Raw genomic sequence first — 22,825 nt, forward strand, 5'->3', positions numbered from 1 at the left:
TCCCGCACCACGCAGGCCACCTATTGCAGCGGGGCTGCCCGTGCTCGGCGCGACGCGCCTTGGTGTCGTCCCGGCGTGATCCCGGTCGCGGATCCGCCAGGCCTCGTCGCCGGAGGTGTCCTCGACGGCTCGGACACCTCGCGCAGGGTCCTATTGAGCGCGCAGACCTTGCGGTCTGACGGCTGGCTGCACCGCGACCCAGGGCTTACAACCCCTTCGTCGTCGGCACCAAGGGCTTGTTCATGATGGTGCTCTTCGAGGTCCCCTACGGCAGGGACGTGAACTGGTTCATCTGGGGTAGTGCCCAGTCTCGTCGTGGTCCCGGAGGTGTCAGCGAGTGGTGACCTTGACCGGGAGGGTCTTGATGCCGTTCACGAAGTTGCTGCGAACGCTGCGTACCTCGCCGTTGAGCTCGATGGACTGCAGGCGCGGGATGAGCTCCTCGAACATCAGGCGGATCTCCATGCGGGCCAGGTTGTTGCCCATGCAGAGATGTGGGCTGCCCTTGCCGAAGGTGACGTGGTCGATGTCCCTGCGGGTGACGTCGAAGTCGTAGGGGTTGTCAAAGACCTCCTCGTCGCGGTTGCCGGACGCGAACCACATGACGACCTTGTCGCCCTCCTTGATCTGCTGGCCGCCGAGCTCGACGTCGCGGGTCGCGGTCCTGCGGAAGTGGTAGACGGGGGAGGCCCAGCGCAGGAACTCCTCGACGGCGTCGGGGATCAGGTCCGGGTTCGCCTGCAGCTTCGCAAGCTGCTCGGGGTGCTCGAGCAGCGCCAGCATCGAGTGGGTGATGGTGTGGCGGGTGGTCTCGTTGCCGGCGACGACGAGCAGCAGGAAGTAGCTGTCGAACTCCGAGGCGGACATCGCCTGGCCGTCCTCGGGGATCTTGTTGACGAGCTGGCTGACCAGGTCGGTCCCGTCGCCGCCCTTGCGGTCCCCGGCGAGGGCGCGCCCGTAGTCGAAGACGTCCTGCGACACGGGCGAGCGGAAGGGGAGGTGCTTGTACTGCTCACTCTCGGCGTCGGAGATGAGGATCTTGGCGTGCTCCGGGTCGGAGAAGCCGATGATCTCGTTGCCCCAGTCGATGAGCTGGCCGGTCTTCTCCTGGGGCACGTCGAGCAGACGGGCTAGCACCTGGATCGGGAAGTCCGCGCTCACGTCCGCGACGAAGTCGAACTCGCCCTTGGCGAGGGCGGCGTCGACCGTGGTACGGGTGATGTCGCGCAGCAGCGCCTCGTAGTTGCGCATCAGGTTCGGGCGGCTGAACTCGCGCGAGATCAGCTTGCGCAGCGCCCGGTGGCGCAGGCCGTCCATCTCGAGGATCGAGCGGCGCCCCTCCTGCAGGTCCTCGTCGACCTCCTCGAGGTTCACGAAGTCGGTGGACGTGTAGGTCTCCGGATCCTTGTCGACCTCGCAGATGTCGGCATGCCGGGTGACGGCCCAGAAGCCGCGGCCCCCGTCGGTCTCGCGCTGGAAGTGGACTGGGGACTCCTTGCGGAGGGTGTCGAGCATCCCCCAGGCCACGGGTCCGGCGAAGCGGTCGAGGTCGACCAGGTCCACCTCGTCGAGCGGGACGTACGGCGGCTTCTCCACGGGTTCTCTCCATCCGTTCAGGTATATCGTTCGGATCCGAACAATATCCCGTGAGAACTTTGCCCGCAAGGGTGGTCATTCCTTCCGGAACTGACTATCGTACGGATCCGAACGACTTTGTGGTCGGGTGCGACCGCGCCCACCTTCACGACATGAGCTGAGGCCCGATGAACAACATGGAGGGGTTCTTCTACCCCCGGACCGCGACCGGACAGTCCTCCGTCATCCCGACGCCGCCCTGGCACTACTCCGGTGACCTCCTGACGGTGGAGTACCGCACCGACCCAGCGCGCGTGGCCGAGCTGCTTCCCGAGCCGCTGGAGCTGGCGTCGGAAGACCCGGGTGCGGTCGCGCTGATCTGGGCCGACTGGCAGTCGTGCTCGAGCACCCGCGAGGAGCTGCTCGACCCCGTCCGCTCGCAGTACAAGGAGGCGTTCGTCGTCGTCCGCTGCGCGTTCGAGGGCGTCACCTACTCCCGCTGCGTCTTCATCTGGGTCGACAAGGACTTCGCCTTCGCCCGGGGCATGCACCAGGGCTACCCCAAGAAGTTCGGCTCCATGTGGCAGACCCGACCGCACCCGTTCAGCCAGGCCGCGCCACAGGTCGCTGCCGGGGGAGTCTTCGGCGCGACCCTCGCCGCCGGCGACCGCCGTCTCGCCCAGGCGGTCCTGACGCTGCGCGAGGAGTCGCCCAGCAACGGGTTCGTCAACGGCCACCCGATGGCCCACCACCGGGTCTACCCCGGCATCGCCAAGGGCAGCCCGGACGCCTACGTCGAGCTGATCGCCTCCGGCGCGAGCTCCTTCGAGGCCGGGCCGGCCTGGAGCGGTGACGTCGAGATCGAGCTGTTCGAGTCCCCGACCGAGGAGCTCCATCGTCTCCCGGTCGAGGAGGTCATCGGTGGCTACTACCGCCAGGTCGGTGTCGTCTGGGACGGCGGCACCAGCCTCGCGACCCTCACCCCGCAGCCTGAGGCGGCCCGATGAATCGTCAGATGAGCAGCACCTACGCGGTCGTCGAAGGCGTCGAGGTCGACACCCGCCACTGGATCGGCGGGCAGCGGGTCGCCTCGGCCGCCACCTTCACCGACATCTCGCCGATCGACGAGGAGCCCCTCGCCCAGATCCACGCCGGTACGGCGTCCGAGGTGGACGCCGCCGTGGCCGCAGCCCGGGCGGCGTTCCCCGCCTGGGCCGCGCTGTCGGTCAAGGAGCGCAGCGACATCCTGCGCGCCGTCGCCGACGGCATCGAGGCCCGGATCGAGGACCTCTCGGTCGTCGAGACCCGCGACAACGGCTCGCTGCTCCGCAGCCACCGTCGCGGCGTGATGCCGCGGGTGGCGATGAACTTCCGCGCCTTCGCCGACTTCGCTGAGCACCAGCTCGGCCACCCCGACATGGAGGTCCCGGGCCGCGGGCACCGCGAGCGGATCAGCTATGACCCTGCAGGCGTCGTCGCGATCATCACGCCGTGGAACGCGCCGCTGATGCTGGCCAGCTGGCGGATCGGCCCGGCCCTCGCGGCGGGCAACACGGTCGTCGTGAAGCCGCCGGAGTGGGCGCCCCTCACGGCGAGCCTGCTGGCCGACATCATGCACGAGGCCGGCGTCCCGGCCGGTGTGTTCAATGTCGTGCAGGGCACCGGCGCCGAGGCAGGCGCCCCGCTGACCGCACACCCCGGCATCAACCGGCTCGCCTTCACTGGGTCCGTCCCGACCGCGGGGATGATCGCGAAGGCGGCCGCCACCAACATCGTGCCGCTCTCCTACGAGCTCGGCGGCAAGTCGCCGCTGCTCGTCTTCGACGACGCCGACCTGGACCTCGCGGTCGAGATCGCGGTCGAGCAGTTCGACAACGCAGGCCAGGTCTGCCTCAAGGCTGCCCGGATGTACGTCCACTCCTCGATCGCCGACGAGTTCACCCGCCGGGTGGTCGAGGGCGCGTCGAAGCTGCGCCAAGGCGACCCGCGGGACGCGGACACGGATGTGTCCGCCCTGGTCGCCCGTCGCCACTTCGAGCAGGTCTCCGGCTTCGTAGACCGGGCGCTCGCCGACGGCGCCGAAGCGCTGCTCGGCGGCGGCCCCAACGACGAGCTCGGCGGCCTCTACTACCGCCCGACGATTCTGGTGGGTACCCGCGACGACTCGGAGGTCATGACCGAAGAGGTCTTCGGCCCGGTCGTCACGATCAGCACCTTCGAGACCGAGGAGGAGGTGGTGGCCAAGGCCAACGACACCCCCTTCGGGCTTGCCGCAACCATCGTCACGGGAGACAGGGACCGTGCCGAGCGGGTGTCGGCGGCGCTGAACGCCGGCACGGTTTGGGTCAACTGCTTCTTCGTCCGCGACCTCCATGCCCCGTTCGGCGGCAACGGCAAGTCCGGCATCGGCCGCGAAGGCGGGATCTGGTCGTTCGACTTCTACACCGACATCAAAAACAGTGTCTTCTCCCCGAGCGGCTGGGCGAACACCGAAGGAGGCGAGTCCTGATGGGCGAAATCGTCGGCGCAGGCCTGATCGCGCACGTCCCCACGATTGTGCTGCCGGAGGAGGTCCGGCGCGAGCTCAACGGCGGCACGGACAGCACCCTCGTCTCGGCGCTGCACCAGCTGCGGCGCGAGGTCTTCGACGTCCTCGACTACGACACGGTCGTGGTCCTCGACTCGCACTGGGCCACCACGGTCGAGTGGGTCGTCACCGCGCAGGACCGCCGGGCGGGCCTGTTCACGTCCGAGGAGCTGCCGCGCGGTATGTCGCAGCGGCCGTACGACTTTGTCGGTGACCCCGAGCTCGCGCACCTGATCGCGAGCAAGGCCGACGAGAACTCGACGTGGATCACCGCGATCGAGGATGACGCCCTGCCGATCTTCTACGCGACGACGAATGTGTGGGAGTTCCTGGGCGAGGGCCTCCCGGACAAGAAGTGGATCTCGATCGGGGTCTGCCAGACCGCCGACGGTGAGGACGCGCTGCGCCTCGGCCGCGCGCTCGGTGCGGCGATCCTGGAGTCGGACCGCAAGGTGCTGCTGATCGCTTCCGGCGCGATGTCGCACACGTTCTGGTCGCTGCGCCAGCTGCGCGACCACGAGGCGGCCGGGGCCGAGCACATCTTCACGCCGGAGGCGGCTGCGGCCGACGCCGAACGGATCGAGTGGTTCAAGCAGGGTGACCACGCCCGGGTGCTCGCCACCATGGGCGAGTTCTACCGGTTCAAGCCGGAGGCCCGCTTCCAGCACTACCTGATGATGATCGGTGCCCTGGGCGAGGCCGACTGCACCGCGCCCGGCCGCCAGTACGGCAACTACGAGAACTCGATCGGCACCGGCCAGGTCCACCTCTGGTTCGACCGTCCCGACGCCGGTTTCCCGACACCCCACGCCACCCCGTCTGACCCCGATTACGTCCGCCAGATGAGCGCACCCGGTGCCGACGTACCGGCTGCCGGTTGAGAGGAACCACCACAATGTCCGAACTTCGCGAGTACCGCCGGATCCTGCTCGACGGTAACGCGGTCGACGTACGACGTGACGGCGAGGCCCTCGTCGCCGGCGACGGTCGCACCGTGGCCATCGCCGACGCCACACACCTGCCGCCGGTCACGCCGAGCAAGATCATCTGCGTCCACCTCAACTACTCCTCGCGGGTGGAGGAGATGCTGACGACGCTGCCCCCGGCGCCGACGTACTTTCACAAGCCCGTCTCGGCGCTCACGGCGCACGACGCGGCAGTGGTCCGGCCCGAGGGTTGCAAGTGGCTCAACTACGAGGGCGAGATCGCCATCGTGATCGGCCGCACGGCGCGCAACATCTCGCCCGAGGAGGCGGGGGACTACATCCGCGGCTACTCCGTCGGCAACGACTACGGGCTGCACGACTTCCGCGACACCGACTCCGGCTCGATGCTGCGGGTCAAGGGCGCCGACACACTGTGCCCCGTCGGTCCGGGGATCGTCGAGGGCTGGGACTTCCACGACAAGCGGATCCGCACGATCGTCAACGGTGAGGTGCGCCAGGACGGCAACACTAACGAGATGAAGTGGGACATGCACTACCTCGTCGCCGACATCGCACGCACCATCACGCTGCACGCGGGCGACATCCTGATGTCGGGGACCCCGGCTATCTCGCGCACGGTCTACCCCGGCGACGTCGTCGAGGTGGAGGTCGAGGGTCTCGGCACCCTGCGGAACCACATCGTCGAGGGCCCGACGCCGATCCGCAGTGACGTCGGCGCGCAGCCCACCGAGAGCGAAGAGGTGCTGTCCACCGCCAAGGGCGGCGACTGGGAGTTCCGCGGCATCCGCAAACCGGACCTCTCCAAAACCCACTGAACCAGAGGAACCGCTGTGCCCACGCCCCGCATGCTGATGATCCTCAGCGAGAACTGGACCCTGACCGACGGTCGCAACCTGAACGACCTGGTCACCTGGGCCCGCATCGCCGACGACACCGGTTTCGACTCGGTGATGCTCTCCGAGCACGTCGTCCTCGGCCCGGACGCCAGCGACAAGGGCGTCATGGGCAACCCACGTGACTACGCGGCTCCTGGCAACCAGGACCCGCTGATGCCGTGGCCGAACTCGTTGATGCTGTTCTCCGCGATCGCCAGTGTCACCAAGCGAGTCCGTCTGGTGGCCGCCGCCGTTCTCGCGCCGCTGCGCCACCCGCTGCTGCTCGCCCGCGAGCTCGGCACGCTCGACCTGATCTCGGAGGGCCGGCTGGTCGTCCAGCCGAACGTGAGCTGGAGCAAGGACGAGTACGCCGCGATGGGCGTGCCCTTCCGCGAGCGCGGCAAGATCCTGAGCGAGCAGCTCGAGGTGATGAAGCTCGTGTTCGAGCAGTCACCGGCCACGCACCACGGCCAATACTTCGACTTCGAGGACATCTACCTCGAGCCGAAGGCCTTCCGGCCCGAGGGGCCCCGGATGTGGTTCGGCGGGCAGAGGGCGCACGGCGCCGTTGTCGAGCGGATCGTGAAGTACGGCCACGGCTTCCACCCGTTCGGCCGCCCGACAGCCGAGGACCTGCAGGCCATCCTTGACGCGATGACGGAGGCCGGCCGCGACATGGCCGATCTCGAGATGGTCGGCGGCGTCCGTTACCGCTTCCCCGACGACGACGCGCTGGCCGACCTTTGCGAGTCGATGGACTCCATCCCCGAGCAGCTCGAGCAGGGATTCACCACGATGTGTATCAAGCCGTCGATGTACATCGACGACAAGTCCGAGATGGAGTCCTTCTGCAAGGACGTCATGAAGCGGGCGGAGGCGATGGGATGACGGCGCCTGCCCAGCGGCTGCTGCTCATCGGGCACGACTACCTGTCGGCCGGGCAGATCGAGAAGCGCTTCGTCGAGCGCGGCTACGACGTCGAGAGCGTCCGGGTGATCCCGCCGGACCGCACCGAGGATCCAGGTGTGGACTTCGACTTCCCCGACCCGCGCCACTACGACGCCGTCCTCGTGCTGGGTGCCCGGTGGAGCGTCTACAGCGACGAGGTCGCGTCGTGGGTCAAACCCGAGCTCGAACTGCTCCGCACCGCGGACGAGGCCGGCGTGCCCGTTTTCGGGATCTGCTTTGGCGGTCAGCTGCTCGCCCACGCGCACGGCGGCAAGGTCGTCGCATCGCCCGCCCCGGAGATCGGCCCGCACGCCGTGTCGGGGGTGCCGGCGGTCGCCGGGGTGTGGACGCAGTGGCACCACGACCGGTTCGTGCCGCCGACCGACGCGACGGTCGTCGGCATCAACGCCGCGGCGCCGCAGGCGTTCGTGCTTCGCCGCAACCTCGCGGTGCAGTTCCATCCCGAGGTCGACGCTGCCAGCGTCCGCAGCTGGATCGAGGAGGGTGGGGCCCAGGACGCCCGGCACTACGGGCTCGACCCCGACGTGCTGCTGGAGCACATCGCCTCCCTCGACGCGGACGTCCGCGTCCGGGCGGCGGCGTTGGTCGACTACTTCCTTGACGACGTGGCGGCCGGCTGATGGGTGCCGGCGCGGGAAAGGTCGTCCTCGTCACCGGCGGCGGCACCGGGATCGGCGCCGCTGTCGCCCGGCAGCTCTCCTTGGCGGGCGACCAGGTGGTGATCTGCGGGCGGCGCGAGGCACCGCTGCGTGCCGCGCGATGGTCCCGCAGCGCCGGGCGGCGCACCCCGACGAGATCGCGGCCACCGTCGGATGGCTGCTGTCCGACGGTGGCGTCGTACGTCAACGGGGTGGTGCTGCCCGTCGACGGCGGCTCGTGCGTCGTCGACCCCGGCACCGTCGCCCTCGACCCCCGCGTGTCGATCCACCTGAATCCACCGTCGTGACTGCCTAGGAGGCACTTGTGAGCAAGTACGCCGTACTAAACCCCGCCACCGGTGAGGTCCTCGAGACCTACCCGACCGCGACCGACGCCGAGGTGGCCGCCGCTGTGGGGGCGGCCGACACGGCATACGCCGACTGGGGGCGCACGTCGACCGTGGCCGAGCGCGCCGCTGTGGTGCGCCGCGTCGCCGAGCTGCACCGCGAGCGCGCCGGTGAGCTGGCCAAGGCGATCAACGAGGAGATGGGCAAGGCGCTCGGCCCCGCGGAGGGAGAGGTCCTCTTCTCCGCCGACATCTACCAGTACTACGCCGACCGTGCTGAGCAGTTCCTCGCCGACGAGGAGATCGAGCTGCTCGGCGGCCGCGGTCGTGCGCTGCTGCGCCGCCAGCCGGTCGGCGCCCTGCTAGGGATCATGCCGTGGAACTACCCGGTCTACCAGGTCGCCCGCTTCGCGGCGCCCAACCTGGTCACCGGCAACACGATCGTGCTCAAGCACGCGGCCCAGTGCCCGCGCTCGGCCGCGCTGCAGGCCGCGATCGTCCGTGACGCGGGGCTGCCCGAGGGTGCCTTCGTCAACCTCTATGCGACCAACGACCAGATCGCTGACGTGATCGCCGATCCCCGGATCCAGGGTGTCTCCCTGACCGGTTCCGAGCGGGCCGGGTCGATCGTCGGCGAGATCGCTGGGCGCAACCTCAAGAAGTGCGTCCTGGAGCTCGGTGGCGCGGACCCGTTCGTGCTGCTCTCCACCGACGACCTCGACGCCGCCGTCGACGACGCGCTGTCCGCGCGGACCGGCAACGTGGGCCAGGCCTGCAACGGCGCCAAGCGGTTCGTCGTCGTCGACGAGCTGTACGACGAGTTCGTCGCGAAGCTGCACGACCGGGTCGCTGCCGCGACTGCTGGCGCGCCGCTGTCCTCGCTCGCCGCTGCCGACGGGTTGGCAGCACAGGTCGACGCGGCCGTCGCGGCCGGCGCGCACCTGGTCGCCTCGGGGGAGCGCAACGGCGCCTTCCACCCCGTCGGCGTACTCACCGACGTGGCACCGGACAACCCGGCGTACCGCCAGGAGTTCTTCGGCCCGGTGGCCATGGTCTTCCGCGCGAGCGACGAGGCCGACGCGATCCGGATCGCGAACGACACGCCGTACGGCCTCGGGTCGTACGTCTACACCACCGACCCGGAGCAGGCCGACCGCGTCGCCAGCGCCTTGGATGTCGGCATGGTGTTCGTCAATGGCGTCGGCCTCGAGGCCGTGGAGCTGCCCTTCGGCGGCGTCCGACTGTCCGGCTACGGCCGCGAGCTCGGGAGCCTGGGCATCGAGGAGTTCGTGAACAAGAAGATGATCCGGATCGCATGAGCACCCGTGCGACTGCACGGCTTGCATGGCGTCGGTGGCGGCACGGGCACCGTGCGCCGGCGGTGTTCGAGGACGGCACCGTCGAGACCCAATGGGTCTAAATGGTGCTCGCCCGGCGTCGCCCCAGACCGTCGAACAAACCCAAGCCTTGCTGGCTGAATCCGCCGCGATCAGCCGGATCATGTGCGACACCTGACGACCGCGCGTACTGCCCACGCAAACGGACCGAGCCAAGAAGCCCTCGAAGCGATCAGTTGTTTGATGCGAAGGGTCTCAGACGCCAACCACCGACAATTGCATGAAGACCCCTAGATCGCAGCGCTGCCCCGACACCGCTCAGGATTTCGCAGGATGCCGCCGTGTCCGACGGCGCGGTGGCGTCACCTGCTCGCCGTAGCGGGCTACGCAGAAGGCGGCCAGTCGAGCGGCCAGGCGTCCGATGGTGGCCGCACCGTGGTGGTCCGGGTGCCACGCGGCATACAGGCTGATCCCCAACGGACCTGTGGGGCCGTCGATCCCGAGCGGGTGGAGGTCGAACCGCGGGTCGTCCGAGACGACCGCGATACCACGGCCTGACGCAGCGACGGCCTGGGCGACCTCGGCCGAGCCGAACTCGTGGAGCTCGGTGTAGGCGAGGCGTGCTGTTGCCACGGCGCTGTCGAGGGCACGACGCGGGTGGTAGTCGCGGTTCTGGGTCAGCAGCGGACGCTCGACCAGCTCGCCGAGTGGGACGTGGCCGCGGTCGGCCCACTCATGGGTGCGTGGCACGTAGCCCCACACGGGCAGGTCGGCGAGGGCCATTCCGGCGAACTGGTGTGGGTGAGGTGTCGTGCCGATCGCCAGGTCCGCCCCGTGGGTGAGGGTGGCGTAGACCGAGGCCGGTGTCTCCTCGAGCACGGCGGGCATCGGGTCCTCGGGGTCCAGAGTCGCGAGGAACGGCGCCACCACATCGGTGAGGGTGGTGCCGGGGGCGGCGATCGTGACCCGCTGCAGTCGACCGGCGGCGATCGCCGCGGCGATGTCGAGTGCTGCGTCGGTCTGGGCCACGAGTGACCGGGCGACGGGGAGGAACTCCGCACCGGCCGCGCTCAGTCGCAGCCGGCCCTCGTCGCGGACGAAAAGGTCGACACCCAGCTCGCGCTCCAGCTGGCGCAACTGGCGCGACACCGAGGGCTGGGTGAGGTGCACCGCGGTGGCTGCCGCGGTCACCGATCCCTTGTCGGCGACCGCGACGAGGTAGCGCAGGGTGCGAATCTCCATAGTATGCCTCCTAGGCATGCGGACAAGGCTCAATAGGTATTGGACAGCATGGCACGGCTGGCCTGAGGCTGGAGGCGACCACTCGTCATACCTGCGTCTTTCCGCTGTCCCCCGAGGAGATTCCATGTCTGTAGCCGTCGAGCAGCGCCGCCGACTCGTCACCGCGATCCCCGGTCCGCGGTCCCAGGCGCTGCAGGCGCGGAAGGTGGCGACGGTCGCCGCTGGGGTCGGCACGGGTCTGCCGGTGTACATCGAGCGGGCTGCCGGGGGAGTCCTGGTCGATGTCGACGGCAACTACCTCATCGACTTCGGCTCGGGCATCGCGGTGACCACTGTGGGCAGCTCCGCGCCGCGGGTCGTCGAGCGCGTGCAGAGGCAGGTGGAGGAGTTCACCCACACGTGCTTCATGGTGACGCCCTACGAGGAGTACCTCGCGGTCTGCGAGAAGCTCGCTGCCCTCACGCCGGGGACGCACGATAAGCGGTCGGCGCTGTTCAACTCCGGCGCTGAGGCCGTCGAGAACGCCGTGAAGATCGCGAGGGTGTTCACCGGCCGCAGTGCTGTCGTGGCCTTCGACCACGCCTACCACGGGCGCACGAACCTGACCATGGCTCTGACCGCGAAGAACATGCCCTACAAGCAGGGGTTCGGGCCGTTCGCGTCCGAGGTCTACCGGGTCCCGATGGCCTACCCGTACCGCTGGACGGGCGACCGCACGCGGGTGGCAGACGAGGCCTTCGAGGCCTTCACCGCCCAGGTGCACGCCCAGGTCGGTGAGCAGAACGTCGCGGCCGTCATCATCGAGCCGATCCAGGGGGAGGGCGGGTTCATCGTGCCGCCCGAGGGCTGGTTGCGCCGAGTGGCCGACTGGTGCCGAGAGCACGGCATCGTCTTCATCGCCGACGAGATCCAGACCGGCTTCTGCCGCACCGGTGACTGGTTCGCCTGCGACCACGAGGGCGTCGTCCCGGACCTCATCACGACGGCGAAGGGGATCGCGGGCGGCCTGCCCCTGGCGGCGGTCACCGGCCGTGCGGAGATCATGGATGCCGTGCACGCGGGCGGCCTCGGCGGTACCTACGGAGGCAACCCGGTGGCCTGCGCTGCCGCGCTCGGCGCGATCGAGACCATGGAGGCGGAGGACCTGTGTGGCCGCGCCCGCCAGGTCGAGGCGCTGTTCACCGAACGGCTCCGGCAGCTCGCCGAGAAGTTCGACGTCGTCGGGGAGATCCGCGGCCGCGGCGCAATGCTCGCCGTCGAGCTCGTCACGGGGGGCGGGGACGACACCCCCAACCCCGGGCTGACCGCGCGGATCAGCGCATCCTGTCACGAGCAGGGTCTGGTCACCTTGACGGCCGGGACCTACGGCAACGTGCTCCGCTTCCTGCCGCCGCTGGCGATCTCTGACGAGCTGCTGCATGAAGGGCTCGACATCCTCGAGCAGGCCTTCGCCGACCACGCCTGACAACCGCTGCAGCACAGAGAGATTCACCACATGACGTTGTCACCCGCCGAGCGGACGCTCGTCGCCACTGTCCCGACCGGCCTGTTCATCAACGGGGTATGGCGCGAAGCGTCCGACGGCGCGCGAGTGCAGGTGGAGGACCCCTCCACAGGTCTGGTCTTCGCCACCGTGGCTGACGCCACCGTGTCCGACGGTGGCGACGCTCTTGCCGCCGCCTCGGCGGCTCAGGCGAACTGGGCCGCGACCGCGCCGCGCGAGCGCGGCGAACTGCTGCGCGCGGCATACGAGCTGCTCACCGAGCGGGCCGAGGACTTCGCGACGCTGATGACCCTGGAGATGGGTAAGCCACTTGCCGAGGCACGGGGAGAGGTGGCCTACGGCGCCGAGTTCTTCCGGTGGTTCTCCGAGGAGGCGGTGCGCATCTCGGGGCGGTGGATGACCGCGCCCAACGGTGCCACGCGGCTGCTCACCATGAAGAAGCCGGTCGGGCCGACCCTGATGATCACCCCGTGGAACTTCCCGCTGGCGATGGGGACTCGCAAGATCGGGCCCGCCATCGCCGCCGGCTGCACCATGGTGGTCAAGCCTGCGACGCAGACACCGTTGTCGATGCTCGCCCTGGCCGCCCTTCTCGACGAGGTCGGGCTCCCAGCGGGGGTGCTCAACGTCATCACGACGACCCGGACCGCGCAGGTGGTCGAGCCGCTCGTCCGCGACGCGCGCACCCGCAAGCTCACCTTCACCGGGTCGACCCAAGTTGGACGGAAGCTGGTCGAGCAGTCCGCCACCCAGCTGCTGCGGGTCTCCATGGAGCTGGGCGGCAACGCCCCGTTCGTCGTGTTCGAGGATGCCGACCTCGACGCCGCCGTGGACGGCGCGATGCTCGCCAAGATGCGCAACATGGGCGAGGCGTGCACGGCGGCCAACCGCTTCCTCGTGCAGTCCGGGGTGGCCGACGAGTTCGCCACCAGACTCACAGCGCGGATGGAGCAGTCATCCGTCGGACGCGGAACCGACGCCGGCGTGGATGTCGGGCCGCTGATCGATGCGTCGGCCCAGGCGAAGGTGGAGGAGCTCGTGGAGGATGCGGTCCTGCGCGGCGCCCGGATTGCGTGCGGAGGCAAGCCCGTGGGGGAGAAGGGCTACTTCTACGCACCCACGGTCGTCACCGACGTGCCCGTCGATGCACGGCTCCTGCGCGAGGAAATCTTCGGCCCCGTGGCGCCGATCGCGACCTTCGAGACTGAGGACGAGGCCATCTCGCGAGCCAACGACACCGAGTACGGACTCGCTGCCTACTTCTTCACCCGCGACGTCTCGAGAGTACTGCGGGTCGCCGAGCGGCTGGAGTTCGGCATGGTCGGGGTCAACCAGGGCATCGTGTCCAACGCCGCCGCGCCGTTCGGCGGGATGAAGGCCTCAGGCTTCGGGCGCGAGGGTGGGTTCGAAGGCATCGAGGAGTACCTCGAGACGACCTATGTGGGAATCGTGTGAGCTCCAAATGATGACCACAGGTCCAAACAGCTGCACAGGCCAGGGAACAAGAGACCGGGTACCGCATGCATATCGCGAACCGGTGCCCGATCGACGTAGGCCACAGGCGGGCTGACCCAGGTTTGGACGAGTGGCGCGGGCTCGCTTTGGGTCAAGCTGGCGCGGCCCACCGCCGCAGGACCGTCCGGCATCGACCGTCGAAGGTCGGTATCGCGTGAGACTCGTTCTGACGGGACCTCCTGGAGCCGGCAAGGGCACCCAAGCAGTCCGACTCGCGGAGCGGCTTGACATCCCCGCGATCTCTACCGGCGATATCTTCAGGGCCAACGTCGCCAGGCTCACGCCTCTAGGGCGAGAAGTTAAGCGGTACATCGATGCTGGCGACTACGTGCCTGACTGGGTCACCAACGACATGGTTCGGGATCGCTTGGCCCAGAACGATGCTCGCTATGGCTGGCTCCTCGATGGGTATCCGAGGACGCCGGCACAGGCCGACGAGTTGGATAGGCTTTGCCGCGACTGCGGCCAAACCTTGGACCTTGTCATAGTCCTGGGTGTGCCTGAACGGGAACTCGTTCGGAGGCTGCTCGAACGTGCGGCCTCTGAGGGTCGCTCGGAGGACACAGAGACCGTGATCACACACCGTCAGCAAAAATTTCGCGAACAGGCTGAACCGCTTATGGCGACGTTTCACGCCCGCGGCATTCTCAAGATCCAGAACTGCGAGGTACAGGACCTGGACGTCGTGGACGGCCGGATCGCCGCCGTCCGCACCAACCGCGAATGGGCGGGGGATTTGGGTTTGGATCGCCTCGGGACTGGGCCGGGATGCACACGGCCGCGCCATCCGCCGCCCGCGGGCCTTAGAGCCTGCCGGGACCCAGACGCGTCCCCTCAGTAGAGGGCCCATGGCGTCGTCTCAGAGGGCCCCCCTGATCGCGGAGTCGAAGTGCCGAATGTGCTCACGAGTCAGGTCAGCCGCGGCCTGGCCGTCACGATCCAGGACGGCATGGATCATGGGCCGGTGTTCCGTCACGTGTCCCGCCATGTCGGGCAGTCGGTCGAGGAAGAGGCACCAGATGCGCGTGGCGAGGTTGTCGTAGCGGACCAGCGTGTCCTCGAGGAAGGGGTTCCGCGTCGCTGCATAAATGGCCCGGTGGACGGCCATGTCGAGGTTCATCAAGCCTCGGGTCCCCCCTACTGAAGGGTCGTAGGACTCCAGCTGACTGAGTAGTTCGGCCAAGTGTGCGCGGTCCTGAGCGCCGGCACGCAGTGCCGCGCTTGCCGCGGCGGGAGGTTCGAGCTGCTGGCGGACCTCGGAGATATGGGCGAGGTCGGTGATGTTCACCTCGGTCGCGAAGGTGCCGCGGCGCGGGTACGCGACGACCAGCCGCTCGTACTCGAGCCGCTTCAGGGCCTCGCGGACAGGGGTACGGCCCACGCCCAGGGACTCGGCGAGGTCGTCATCGTTGAGCGGGGAGCCGGGGGAGATATCCAGCATGACGAGCCGGTCACGGATGTGACGGTAGGCGCGTTCGGCGAACGAGAGCCCGTCATCGATGGTCCGGGCCCCGTCAGTGGATGACGTCTTGACGTCCGCTGTCATGCCCTTTACCTTAGCAGCACAACTGATATATCAGTCTTCGAACACACAGCCATCAAGGTGCTCCCATGACGACGACCTCCAACACCGCCACTGGCGCTGGGACCCTGTCCCGTCCACTCGCCGACCTCGACCCTGAGATCGCCACGGCCATCGCCGCCGAGCTACGCAGGCAACAGCTCACTCTCGAGATGATCGCGTCGGAGAACTTCGCGCCGGTCGCGGTGATGCAGGCGCAGGGCTCGGTGCTCACCAACAAGTACGCCGAGGGCTACCCCGGCCGCCGCTACTACGGCGGCTGCGAGCACGTGGACGTGGTGGAGCAGCTGGCCATCGACCGGGTCAAGGAGCTGTTCGGCGCGGGGTTCGCCAACGTCCAGCCGCACTCGGGCGCCCAAGCCAACACGGCCGTGTTCTTCGCGCTGCTGCAGCCTGGTGACACCATCCTCGGCCTGAGCCTCGCGCACGGCGGGCACCTGACGCACGGGATGAAGCTCAACTACTCCGGCAAGATGTTCCACGTCGTTCCCTACCACGTCTCCGACTCGGACGGTCTGGTGGACATGGACGAGGTCGAGCGGTTGGCCATGGAGCACAAGCCCAAACTGATCGTCGCCGGCTGGTCGGCCTACCCGCGCCAGCTCGACTTCGCCCGGTTCCGGGCCATCGCCGACGCCGTCGGTGCCTATCTCATGGTCGACATGGCGCACTTCGCCGGGTTGGTCGCCGCCGGCCTCCACCCGTCCCCGGTGCCGTATGCCGACGTGACCACGACGACGACGCACAAGACGTTGGGCGGCCCCCGTGGCGGTGTCATCCTCACCAACGACCAAGCGATCGCCAAGAAGGTCAACTCAGCAGTCTTTCCCGGCATGCAGGGGGGACCGCTTGAGCACGTCATTGCCGCCAAGGCGGTGTCCTTCAGGATCGCGGCAGGCGCCGAGTTCAAGGATCGGCAGCAACGGACGCTGCAGGGTGCCCGCATCCTCGCCGAGCGGTTGAGCCGCCCAGACGCCTCCTCAGTGGGGGTCAGGGTGCTCACCGGCGGCACCGACGTGCACCTCGTGCTCGTCGACCTGCGCGACTCCGAGCTCGACGGCCGGCAGGCCCAGGATCGGCTGGACGAGATCGGCATCACCGTGAACCGCAACGCCGTCCCGAACGACCCGCGACCGCCAATGGTCACCTCTGGCTTGCGGATCGGCACGCCGGCGCTGGCCACTCGCGGCTTCGGAGACGAGGACTTCGCCGAAGTCGCCGACGTGATCGCGCGTGCGCTGGTGCCCGAACTCGAGGACCAGACCAGGGCCGAGTTGCGTCGCCGCGTCGAGGCCCTCGCCACAAAGCACCCGCTCTACCCAAACCTGGACGAGGAGGTCCGATGAGCCACAACGGACTGGCCGCCGACGCCCCCGGGGCCGACCTGCCGGACCACCCTGACTTCCTGTGGCGCAACCCCGACCCGAAGCCCTCATATGACGTGGTCATCGTCGGAGGGGGCGGCCACGGGCTCGCCACGGCCTACTACCTGGCGAAGAACCACGGCATCACCAACGTCGCCGTGCTCGAGAAGGGGTGGCTGGCCGGCGGCAACATGGCCCGGAACACCACGATCATCCGGTCGAACTACCTCTGGGACGAGAGCTCTCGGATCTACGAGCACTCCCTCAAGCTGTGGGAGCAGATGGAGGAGGAGCTCGACTACCCGATCCTGTTCAGCCAGCGCGGCGTGCTCAACCTCGCCCACAGCCTGCAGGACGTGCGCGACTCCATGCGGCGCGTGCACGCGAACCAGCTCAACGGCGTCGACGCCGAATGGCTGGACCCCCAGCAGGTCAAGGAAGTCTGCCCGATCGTCAACATCAGCCCGGACGTGCGCTACCCCGTCCTCGGCGCGACCTACCAGCCGCGCGCCGGCATCGCCAAGCACGACTACGTCGCGTGGGGCTACGCGCGCCGGGCCAACGACCTCGGTGTCGACCTGATCCAGAATTGCGAGGTGCGGGGCCTGGACATCGAGAACGGCCGGGTCACGGGCGTGCGCACCAACCGCGGCAACATCAAGGCAGGCAGCGTGGCCCTCGCCGCGGCGGGGCACACCTCGGTACTCAGCGAGATGGCAGGCTTGCGGCTCCCGATCCAGTCACACCCGCTGCAGGCCCTTGTCTCCGAGCTGCTCGAGCCTGTCCACCCCACCGTCGTGATGTCCAACGCCGTGCACGTGTACGTCTCGCAGGCGCACAAGGGCGAACTCGTGATGGGCGCCGGCATCGACAGCTACAACGGATATGGCCAGCGCGGCGCGTTCCACATCATCGAACGCCAGATGGCCGCAGCCCTCGAGCTTTTCCCGATCTTCGCCCGCGCACACCTGCTGCGCAGCTGGGCCGGAATCGTCGACACGACACCGGACGCCTCACCCATCGTCGGGCTCACGCCTATCGACGACCTGTACCTCAACTGTGGCTGGGGCACCGGTGGCTTCAAGGCCACGCCGGGACTGGGTTGGTGTTTCGCGGACACGATCGCCAACGGCACCCCGCACCCCTACCTCGCCCCGTTCACGTTGGAGCGCTTCACCTCAGGCGCGCTCGTCGACGAGCACGGCGCCGCCGCCGTCGCCCACTAGGAGTCACCATGCAGCTCATCAGCTGCCCGCACTGCGGGCCACGCGAAGAGGTGGAGTTCCACTACGGGGGAGAGGCGCACGTCGTCTACCCGGCGGACAACGAGACGCTTTCGGACGAGGAGTGGAGCCAGTACGTGTTCTTCCGCGACAACTCCAAGGGGCAGTTCGCGGAGCGCTGGATGCACGCCAGCGGGTGTCGCAGGTGGTTCAACGCCGTCCGCGACACCAGCACCCACGCATTCCTGGCGGTCTACCGCCTCGACGAACCGAAGCCGGTGATCGCATGACCACTTTCCGCCGCTCCAGCGGGGGCCGCATCGACCGCTCCACCGAGCTGGCCTTCACCTTCAACGGCGAAGCCTTCACCGGGCACATCGGAGACACGCTGGCCTCCGCCCTGCTCGCCAACGGCGTCCATCACGTCGCGACCAGCACCAACCTCGGCCGGCCGCGTGGCATCGTGGCCGCGGGCGCAGAGGAGTCAAACGCCCTCGTCCAGGTGGAGGAACCGTTTCCTGAGCCGATGCTCACCGCCACAACCGTCGAGCTGTATGACGGGCTGGTCGCCAGGGGACTGCCCGGCCAGGGCCGGCTCGCCGACCGTCCCGACCCCGCGCGGTACGACGCGGTCCACGCCCACTGCGACGTGCTCGTCGTCGGCGCAGGCCCGGCAGGCCTGATCGCGGCGCTCACCGCAGCCCACGCAGGCGCCCGCGTGGTGCTGGTCGACGAGCAGTCGGAAGCGGGTGGCTCACTTCTCGGGAGTCAAGACCTGCTCGATGAGGCTCCCGCCCTGGACTGGGTCTCGCGCGCCGTCGATGAGCTCGCGGCATACCCCGATGTGCGGATCCTGCAGCGCACTACGGCCTTCGGCCACTATGACGACGGCTTCGTCCTCGCCCTCGAGAAGCGCACCGATCACCTCGGCGCCGCCGCCGCCGCGGGAAAGGCCCGCCAGCGGGTCTGGCGGATCCGCACGCGCCATGTCGTCGTGGCGGCGGGCGCCCACGAACGCCCGATCGTCTTCACCGGCAACGACCGTCCGGGCATCATGCTCGCCGGGGCGGCCCGCACCTATCTGAACCGTTATGGGGTCCTCGCGGGTCGCAGCGTCGTCGTCTTCACCTCCGACGACGCGGCCTATCGGGCCGCGATCGACCTTGCCGATGCCGGCGCCGAGGTGGCTGCCGTCATCGAGGCCCGTCCGAGCGCACCCGCGCACTGGGCCGCTGAGTGCGCGCGCCGCGGTATCGACGTGCGCGCTGGCCATGTCGTGACGGGCACGAGTGGCACCAACCGGATCACCCGCGCCCACGTCGCGACCTTCGAGGACGGCGTCCTCGGTCCGCGCACCGGAATCGCCTGCGACCTGCTCCTGGTCTCTGGTGGCTGGAACCCGACCGTGCACCTGTTCAGCCAGGCCCGTGGGCGGCTCCGGTATGACGCCGCGCTCGGCGCGTTCCTCCCCGGGGAGGAGCTCGCTGGCACCACCGTGGCCGGCTCGGCGACTGGCGAGTTCACCCTCGAGGGAGCCCTCACTGGTGGTCTGCACGCCGCCGTCGGGGCACTGGAGGCGCTGGGCATGGACGTCACGTCCACCGACCTACCGGGAACCGAGCGGCAGCCCGAGGGCCAGTCCCCGCGCGTGCTCTGGGCCGTGCCCGACCCGGACCCCCTCGCCTCGCACGGCGACCGACGGTTCGTCGACGTGCAGCGCGACGCCACCGTCGCGGACATCCTCCGCGCCACCAAGGCAGGGCTGCGCTCGGTGGAACACGTCAAGCGCTACACCACCATCGGCACAGCTCACGACCAAGGCAAGACGTCCGGCGTCATCGCGTCGGGCATCGTCGCCGACGCCCTCGGCGTCGACGTCGGCTCGCTCGGCACGACCACGTTCCGGCCGCCGTACACCCCAGTCTCCTTCGCCGCCCTCGCCGGCCGCGACCGCGGCGAGCTGCACGACCCCGTGCGGGTCACCGCGATCCACGACTGGCACGTCCTGCACGGCGCCGAGTTCGAGAACGTCGGGCAGTGGAAACGGCCGTGGTACTACCCTCAGGACGGCGAGGACATCGAGACTGCGGTCTTGCGGGAATGCGCGGCCGCGCGCGACTCCGTGGCGTTGATGGATGGCTCGACACTCGGCAAGATCGACGTCCAAGGAGCCGACGCCGCCGAGCTGCTCGACCGGCTCTACACCAACCTAATGAGCAGCCTCAAGGTCGGCTCGGTCCGCTACGGCGTCATGTGCGCGGTTGACGGCATGGTCATGGACGACGGCACCGTTATCCGGGTGGCAGAGGACCGCTTCCTGGTCACGACAACGACTGGCAATGCCGCCAAGATCCTCGACTGGATGGAGGAATGGCTCCAGACCGAGTGGCCGGAGCTGCGGGTCCGGCTCACGTCGGTCACCGAGCAGTGGACGACGATCCCGCTCGTGGGTCCCCACTCGCGGGATGTGCTCGCGGCGGTTGCCCCGGAGCTCGATGTGTCCAACGAGGGCTTTCCCTTCATGACCTGGCGCGACACCACTGTGGCTGGAATCGCGGCCCGGGTCTGCCGGATCAGCTTCTCCGGGGAGCTCGCCTATGAGGTCAACGTCAACGCATGGGATGGGCTCGCCACCTGGGAGGGGCTCTGGGCTGCGGGTCAGCCCTACGGGATCACGCCCTACGGCACCGAGACCATGCACGTGCTTCGAGCCGAGAAGGGCTATCCGATCATCGGTCAGGACACGGACGGCACCATCACCCCGCAGGACCTGGGTATGAGCTGGGTCGTGTCGAAGAAGAAGGAGGACTTCATCGGCAAGCGGTCCTTCAGCCGACCGGAGAACCAGCGTCCCGATCGCAAGCAGCTCGTCGGCCTGCTGCCCCTGGACCCCTCCGTACTGCTGCCGGAGGGCGGCCAGGTCATCGAAGCCGAACGCCTGCCGGAGCCTCCGGTCCCGATGCTTGGACACGTCACCTCCAGCTACCGCAGTGCGGCCCTGGGCCGTACCTTCGCCCTTGCCCTCGTCCGCTCCGGTCGCGAGCGCATCGGGCAGACCCTGTTCGTTCCGCTGGGGGACGCCGTGGTGCCGGTGACCGTCACCGACAGCGTCGTCTTCGACAAGGAGGGAAGCCGCCGTGACGGTTGAGATGGTGGGGCAGACCCCGCGCACCAGTCCACTGGGGACGTATGCCGATCGGCTGGCCGCGCTACCCGGCGCCGTCCGCATCAGGGAGGTTCCGTTTCTTACCCAGCTGGACGTGCGGGTCCCGCCAGGGAGCTCCGCAGCCCTCGAGGTCGCCCGCATCCTCGGTGCGGCGCTGCCCACCACGCCATGCACCAAGGTTGTGGGGGCTGACGGCCTGGAAGTGCTGTGGCTCGGCCCGGACGAGTGGCTCGTCGTCGCACCGTCCGCCCGTGACGGGCTCGAGCGCGACCTCGCCGAGGCACTCGGTCAGGACGGCGCGGTGATCGACGTCTCAGCCCAGCGAACCACCGTCGCCATCGGCGGCCGCCGGGCACGTGACCTCCTGGCGCACGGCTGCGCGATCGACCTCGACCCGCGTGTCAGTCCCATGGGCACCTGTGTCCAGACCGTTCTGGCGCTCGCCGGGGTGGTCATCGTCGCGCGCGACGAGACGGGCACCGATTTCTGGGTCCTCGTGCGTTCGTCGTTTGCCCGCTATCTCGCGGACTGGCTCATTGACGCGTGCAACGAGTACCTGGACGACCCCTCGTGGCAATAAGCGTATTCGACCTGTTCAAGGTCGGGATCGGCCCGTCCAGTTCACACACTGTCGGACCCATGCGAGCTGCCCGCCTGTTTGTCACAAGCCTGCAGCAGGACCAGCTGCTGACGTCCGTCCACAGCGTGCGAGCGGAGCTCTTCGGCTCGCTCGGCGCGACCGGACACGGCCATGGCAGCGTCAGGGCCGTCGTCCTCGGCCTGCAGGGCGAGGCGCCCGACGAGGTTGACCCGGTAGCGGGCGACCCGGCGGTGGAGTTGGTGCGGGAGGCTGGACAGGTCACCCTGCTCGGCCGCCACACCATTGCATTCGACATCGCCGAGGACGTCTTGCTCCACCGCCGCAAGCGGCTGCCCTTCCACACCAACGGGATGGTGTTCGTAGCCCGTGACAGTCGTGGTGCGGTGGTCTCTTCCCGGGAGTACTACTCGGTCGGCGGTGGGTTCGTCCTAGACGAGTCGGAGATCGGTGAAAAGCCTCTCGTGCCTGACCCGACGCCGGTCCGCTACCCCTTCACGAGTGGCGCCGAACTTCTTGCGCACTGCCGCGAGACCGGCCTGCCGATCAGCCAGGTCATGCTCGACAACGAGCTCTCATGGCACTCCGAGGAGGAGGTCCGCGCTGGCCTGCTGCGCATCTGGGCGGTGATGCAGGAGTGCGTCGCGCGAGGCTGCGCAACCGACGGGGTCCTGCCAGGCGGCCTCAAGGTCCGGCGGCGGGCCGCTCACCTGCGGCGCAACCTGGACCAGCAACCCGACAACAGTGACCCACTGGCCGCCATGGACTGGGTGATGCTCCTTGCGCTGGCGGTCAACGAGGAGAACGCCGCCGGTGGCAGGGTGGTGACAGCGCCTACGAACGGCGCCGATGGCATCATCCCGGCGGTCCTGCACTACTACCAGCGGTTCCTGCCGTCGTTCAGTGAGGACAGCGTCGTGCGGTTCCTGCTGACAGCAGCTGCCGTCGGCTTGCTCTTCAAGGAGAACGCGTCGATCTCCGGTGCCGAGGTCGGTTGCCAGGGTGAGGTCGGCTCAGCATGTTCGATGGCTTCCGCCGGGCTCACCGAGGTGCTCGGTGGCACCCCGGAGCAGGTCGAGAACGCAGCCGAGATCCGCATCGAGCACAACCTCGGTCTCACGTGCGACCCGGTCCGCGGTCTCGTGCAGATCCCCTGCATCGAGCTGAACGCGGTCGCCGCCGTCAAGGCCATCACAGCTGCGCGAATGGCCGTCCTGGGCGACGGCCGCCACCACGTCTCGCTGGACAAAGCGATCAAGACAATGCGAGAGACCGGGGCGGACATGAAGGACAAGTACAAGGAGACGTCGCGGGGCGGCCTAGCCCTCAACGTCGTGGAGTGCTGAATGGAGCAGT

At 68.6% G+C, this 22,825-nt stretch carries 20 protein-coding genes; 17 read left to right on the forward strand and 3 right to left on the reverse strand.

Annotated elements, in window-relative coordinates:
* Positions 1-330 precede the first annotated feature (330 nt).
* Positions 331-1,596, reverse strand: coding sequence for a cytochrome P450 (locus AC1DWJ_RS13735; protein ID WP_477621060.1), 1,266 nt, complete (start codon positions 1,594-1,596; stop codon positions 331-333).
* Positions 1,597-1,763: 167 nt separating this feature from the next.
* On the opposite strand from AC1DWJ_RS13735, the gene AC1DWJ_RS13740 reads away from it, so the two are divergent.
* From AC1DWJ_RS13740 to AC1DWJ_RS13775, 8 genes are read left to right on the forward strand one after another with little or no spacing between them, the layout of a single operon-like run.
* On the forward strand, positions 1,764-2,582 hold the full coding sequence (locus AC1DWJ_RS13740) for an acetoacetate decarboxylase family protein (protein ID WP_477621061.1): 819 nt from the start codon (positions 1,764-1,766) through the stop codon (positions 2,580-2,582).
* A gap of 8 nt (positions 2,583-2,590) precedes the next feature.
* Positions 2,591-4,084, forward strand: a complete 1,494-nt coding sequence (locus AC1DWJ_RS13745) for an aldehyde dehydrogenase (RefSeq protein ID WP_477621062.1) — start codon at positions 2,591-2,593, stop codon at positions 4,082-4,084.
* Positions 4,084-5,043: a DODA-type extradiol aromatic ring-opening family dioxygenase gene (locus tag AC1DWJ_RS13750; protein ID WP_477621063.1), complete on the forward strand. Its 960-nt coding sequence runs from the start codon at positions 4,084-4,086 to the stop codon at positions 5,041-5,043. Before AC1DWJ_RS13745 ends, AC1DWJ_RS13750 begins: the two co-directional genes overlap by 1 nt.
* 14 nt (positions 5,044-5,057) lie before the next feature.
* On the forward strand, positions 5,058-5,924 hold the full coding sequence (locus AC1DWJ_RS13755; protein ID WP_477621064.1) for a fumarylacetoacetate hydrolase family protein: 867 nt from the start codon (positions 5,058-5,060) through the stop codon (positions 5,922-5,924).
* A gap of 15 nt (positions 5,925-5,939) precedes the next feature.
* The gene (locus AC1DWJ_RS13760; RefSeq protein ID WP_477621065.1) at positions 5,940-6,872 is read left to right on the forward strand and encodes a TIGR03619 family F420-dependent LLM class oxidoreductase; all 933 of its coding nucleotides are present in this window, start codon (positions 5,940-5,942) and stop codon (positions 6,870-6,872) included.
* Complete coding sequence (locus AC1DWJ_RS13765) at positions 6,869-7,573, forward strand: type 1 glutamine amidotransferase (RefSeq protein WP_477621066.1); 705 nt, start codon at positions 6,869-6,871, stop codon at positions 7,571-7,573. The genes AC1DWJ_RS13760 and AC1DWJ_RS13765 overlap by 4 nt, the downstream gene beginning before the upstream one ends.
* Positions 7,573-7,899, forward strand: a complete 327-nt coding sequence (locus tag AC1DWJ_RS13770) for an SDR family NAD(P)-dependent oxidoreductase (RefSeq protein ID WP_477621067.1) — start codon at positions 7,573-7,575, stop codon at positions 7,897-7,899. The genes AC1DWJ_RS13765 and AC1DWJ_RS13770 overlap by 1 nt, the downstream gene beginning before the upstream one ends.
* 17 nt (positions 7,900-7,916) lie before the next feature.
* The gene (locus AC1DWJ_RS13775; protein ID WP_477621068.1) at positions 7,917-9,257 is read left to right on the forward strand and encodes an aldehyde dehydrogenase family protein; all 1,341 of its coding nucleotides are present in this window, start codon (positions 7,917-7,919) and stop codon (positions 9,255-9,257) included.
* A 336-nt stretch (positions 9,258-9,593) separates the two neighbouring features.
* On the opposite strand, the gene AC1DWJ_RS13780 is transcribed toward AC1DWJ_RS13775, so the two are convergent.
* Positions 9,594-10,517 (reverse strand): LysR family transcriptional regulator, encoded by a 924-nt coding sequence (locus tag AC1DWJ_RS13780; protein WP_477621069.1) that lies wholly within the window; start codon positions 10,515-10,517, stop codon positions 9,594-9,596.
* Positions 10,518-10,641: 124 nt separating this feature from the next.
* Here AC1DWJ_RS13780 and gabT point away from each other — a divergent pair, with 124 nt between their 5' ends.
* From gabT to AC1DWJ_RS13795, 3 genes are all read left to right on the forward strand, one after another.
* Positions 10,642-11,982, forward strand: a complete 1,341-nt coding sequence (gene gabT / locus AC1DWJ_RS13785; RefSeq protein WP_477621070.1) for a 4-aminobutyrate--2-oxoglutarate transaminase — start codon at positions 10,642-10,644, stop codon at positions 11,980-11,982.
* Between the two features lie 30 nt (positions 11,983-12,012).
* The gene (locus AC1DWJ_RS13790; RefSeq protein WP_477621071.1) at positions 12,013-13,476 is read left to right on the forward strand and encodes an NAD-dependent succinate-semialdehyde dehydrogenase; all 1,464 of its coding nucleotides are present in this window, start codon (positions 12,013-12,015) and stop codon (positions 13,474-13,476) included.
* Between the two features lie 214 nt (positions 13,477-13,690).
* A complete protein-coding gene (locus tag AC1DWJ_RS13795) occupies positions 13,691-14,377 on the forward strand; it encodes an adenylate kinase (RefSeq protein ID WP_477621072.1) in 687 nt (228 codons plus the stop codon).
* 18 nt (positions 14,378-14,395) lie between these two features.
* Here AC1DWJ_RS13795 and AC1DWJ_RS13800 read toward each other — a convergent pair whose 3' ends face one another.
* Positions 14,396-15,082 (reverse strand): GntR family transcriptional regulator, encoded by a 687-nt coding sequence (locus AC1DWJ_RS13800; protein WP_477621073.1) that lies wholly within the window; start codon positions 15,080-15,082, stop codon positions 14,396-14,398.
* A 65-nt stretch (positions 15,083-15,147) separates the two neighbouring features.
* Here AC1DWJ_RS13800 and glyA point away from each other — a divergent pair, with 65 nt between their 5' ends.
* Genes glyA through AC1DWJ_RS13830 form a run of 6 tightly spaced genes read left to right on the forward strand, consistent with a single transcriptional unit; the run spans position 15,148 to position 22,815 of the window.
* Positions 15,148-16,464 carry a serine hydroxymethyltransferase gene (gene glyA / locus AC1DWJ_RS13805; RefSeq protein WP_477621074.1) on the forward strand — a complete coding sequence of 439 codons (1,317 nt, stop codon included), beginning with the start codon at positions 15,148-15,150 and terminating at the stop codon, positions 16,462-16,464.
* Positions 16,461-17,708 carry a sarcosine oxidase subunit beta family protein gene (locus AC1DWJ_RS13810; RefSeq protein ID WP_477621075.1) on the forward strand — a complete coding sequence of 416 codons (1,248 nt, stop codon included), beginning with the start codon at positions 16,461-16,463 and terminating at the stop codon, positions 17,706-17,708. The genes glyA and AC1DWJ_RS13810 overlap by 4 nt, the downstream gene beginning before the upstream one ends.
* An 8-nt stretch (positions 17,709-17,716) precedes the next feature.
* Positions 17,717-17,995: a sarcosine oxidase subunit delta gene (locus AC1DWJ_RS13815; protein ID WP_477621076.1), complete on the forward strand. Its 279-nt coding sequence runs from the start codon at positions 17,717-17,719 to the stop codon at positions 17,993-17,995.
* Positions 17,992-20,853, forward strand: a complete 2,862-nt coding sequence (locus AC1DWJ_RS13820; RefSeq protein ID WP_477621077.1) for a 2Fe-2S iron-sulfur cluster-binding protein — start codon at positions 17,992-17,994, stop codon at positions 20,851-20,853. Before AC1DWJ_RS13815 ends, AC1DWJ_RS13820 begins: the two co-directional genes overlap by 4 nt.
* Positions 20,843-21,451 (forward strand): sarcosine oxidase subunit gamma, encoded by a 609-nt coding sequence (locus AC1DWJ_RS13825; protein ID WP_477621078.1) that lies wholly within the window; start codon positions 20,843-20,845, stop codon positions 21,449-21,451. The genes AC1DWJ_RS13820 and AC1DWJ_RS13825 overlap by 11 nt, the downstream gene beginning before the upstream one ends.
* Complete coding sequence (locus tag AC1DWJ_RS13830) at positions 21,442-22,815, forward strand: L-serine ammonia-lyase (RefSeq protein WP_477621079.1); 1,374 nt, start codon at positions 21,442-21,444, stop codon at positions 22,813-22,815. Before AC1DWJ_RS13825 ends, AC1DWJ_RS13830 begins: the two co-directional genes overlap by 10 nt.
* Positions 22,816-22,825 lie beyond the last annotated feature (10 nt).

The sequence above is a fragment of the Pedococcus sp. P2_D7 genome (assembly GCF_056404295.1).

Coding starts and splice junctions, on each gene's coding strand:
- AC1DWJ_RS13800 (WP_477621073.1), bottom strand. CDS start 15,082: ATGACAGCGGACGTCAAGACGTCATCCACTGACGGGGCCCGGACCATC.
- AC1DWJ_RS13770 (WP_477621067.1), top strand. CDS start 7,573: ATGGGTGCCGGCGCGGGAAAGGTCGTCCTCGTCACCGGCGGCGGCACC.
- AC1DWJ_RS13740 (WP_477621061.1), top strand. CDS start 1,764: ATGAACAACATGGAGGGGTTCTTCTACCCCCGGACCGCGACCGGACAG.
- AC1DWJ_RS13745 (WP_477621062.1), top strand. CDS start 2,591: ATGAGCAGCACCTACGCGGTCGTCGAAGGCGTCGAGGTCGACACCCGC.
- gabT (WP_477621070.1), top strand. CDS start 10,642: ATGTCTGTAGCCGTCGAGCAGCGCCGCCGACTCGTCACCGCGATCCCC.
- AC1DWJ_RS13790 (WP_477621071.1), top strand. CDS start 12,013: ATGACGTTGTCACCCGCCGAGCGGACGCTCGTCGCCACTGTCCCGACC.
- AC1DWJ_RS13765 (WP_477621066.1), top strand. CDS start 6,869: ATGACGGCGCCTGCCCAGCGGCTGCTGCTCATCGGGCACGACTACCTG.
- AC1DWJ_RS13815 (WP_477621076.1), top strand. CDS start 17,717: ATGCAGCTCATCAGCTGCCCGCACTGCGGGCCACGCGAAGAGGTGGAG.
- AC1DWJ_RS13810 (WP_477621075.1), top strand. CDS start 16,461: ATGAGCCACAACGGACTGGCCGCCGACGCCCCCGGGGCCGACCTGCCG.
- AC1DWJ_RS13780 (WP_477621069.1), bottom strand. CDS start 10,517: ATGGAGATTCGCACCCTGCGCTACCTCGTCGCGGTCGCCGACAAGGGA.
- glyA (WP_477621074.1), top strand. CDS start 15,148: ATGACGACGACCTCCAACACCGCCACTGGCGCTGGGACCCTGTCCCGT.
- AC1DWJ_RS13820 (WP_477621077.1), top strand. CDS start 17,992: ATGACCACTTTCCGCCGCTCCAGCGGGGGCCGCATCGACCGCTCCACC.
- AC1DWJ_RS13755 (WP_477621064.1), top strand. CDS start 5,058: ATGTCCGAACTTCGCGAGTACCGCCGGATCCTGCTCGACGGTAACGCG.
- AC1DWJ_RS13750 (WP_477621063.1), top strand. CDS start 4,084: ATGGGCGAAATCGTCGGCGCAGGCCTGATCGCGCACGTCCCCACGATT.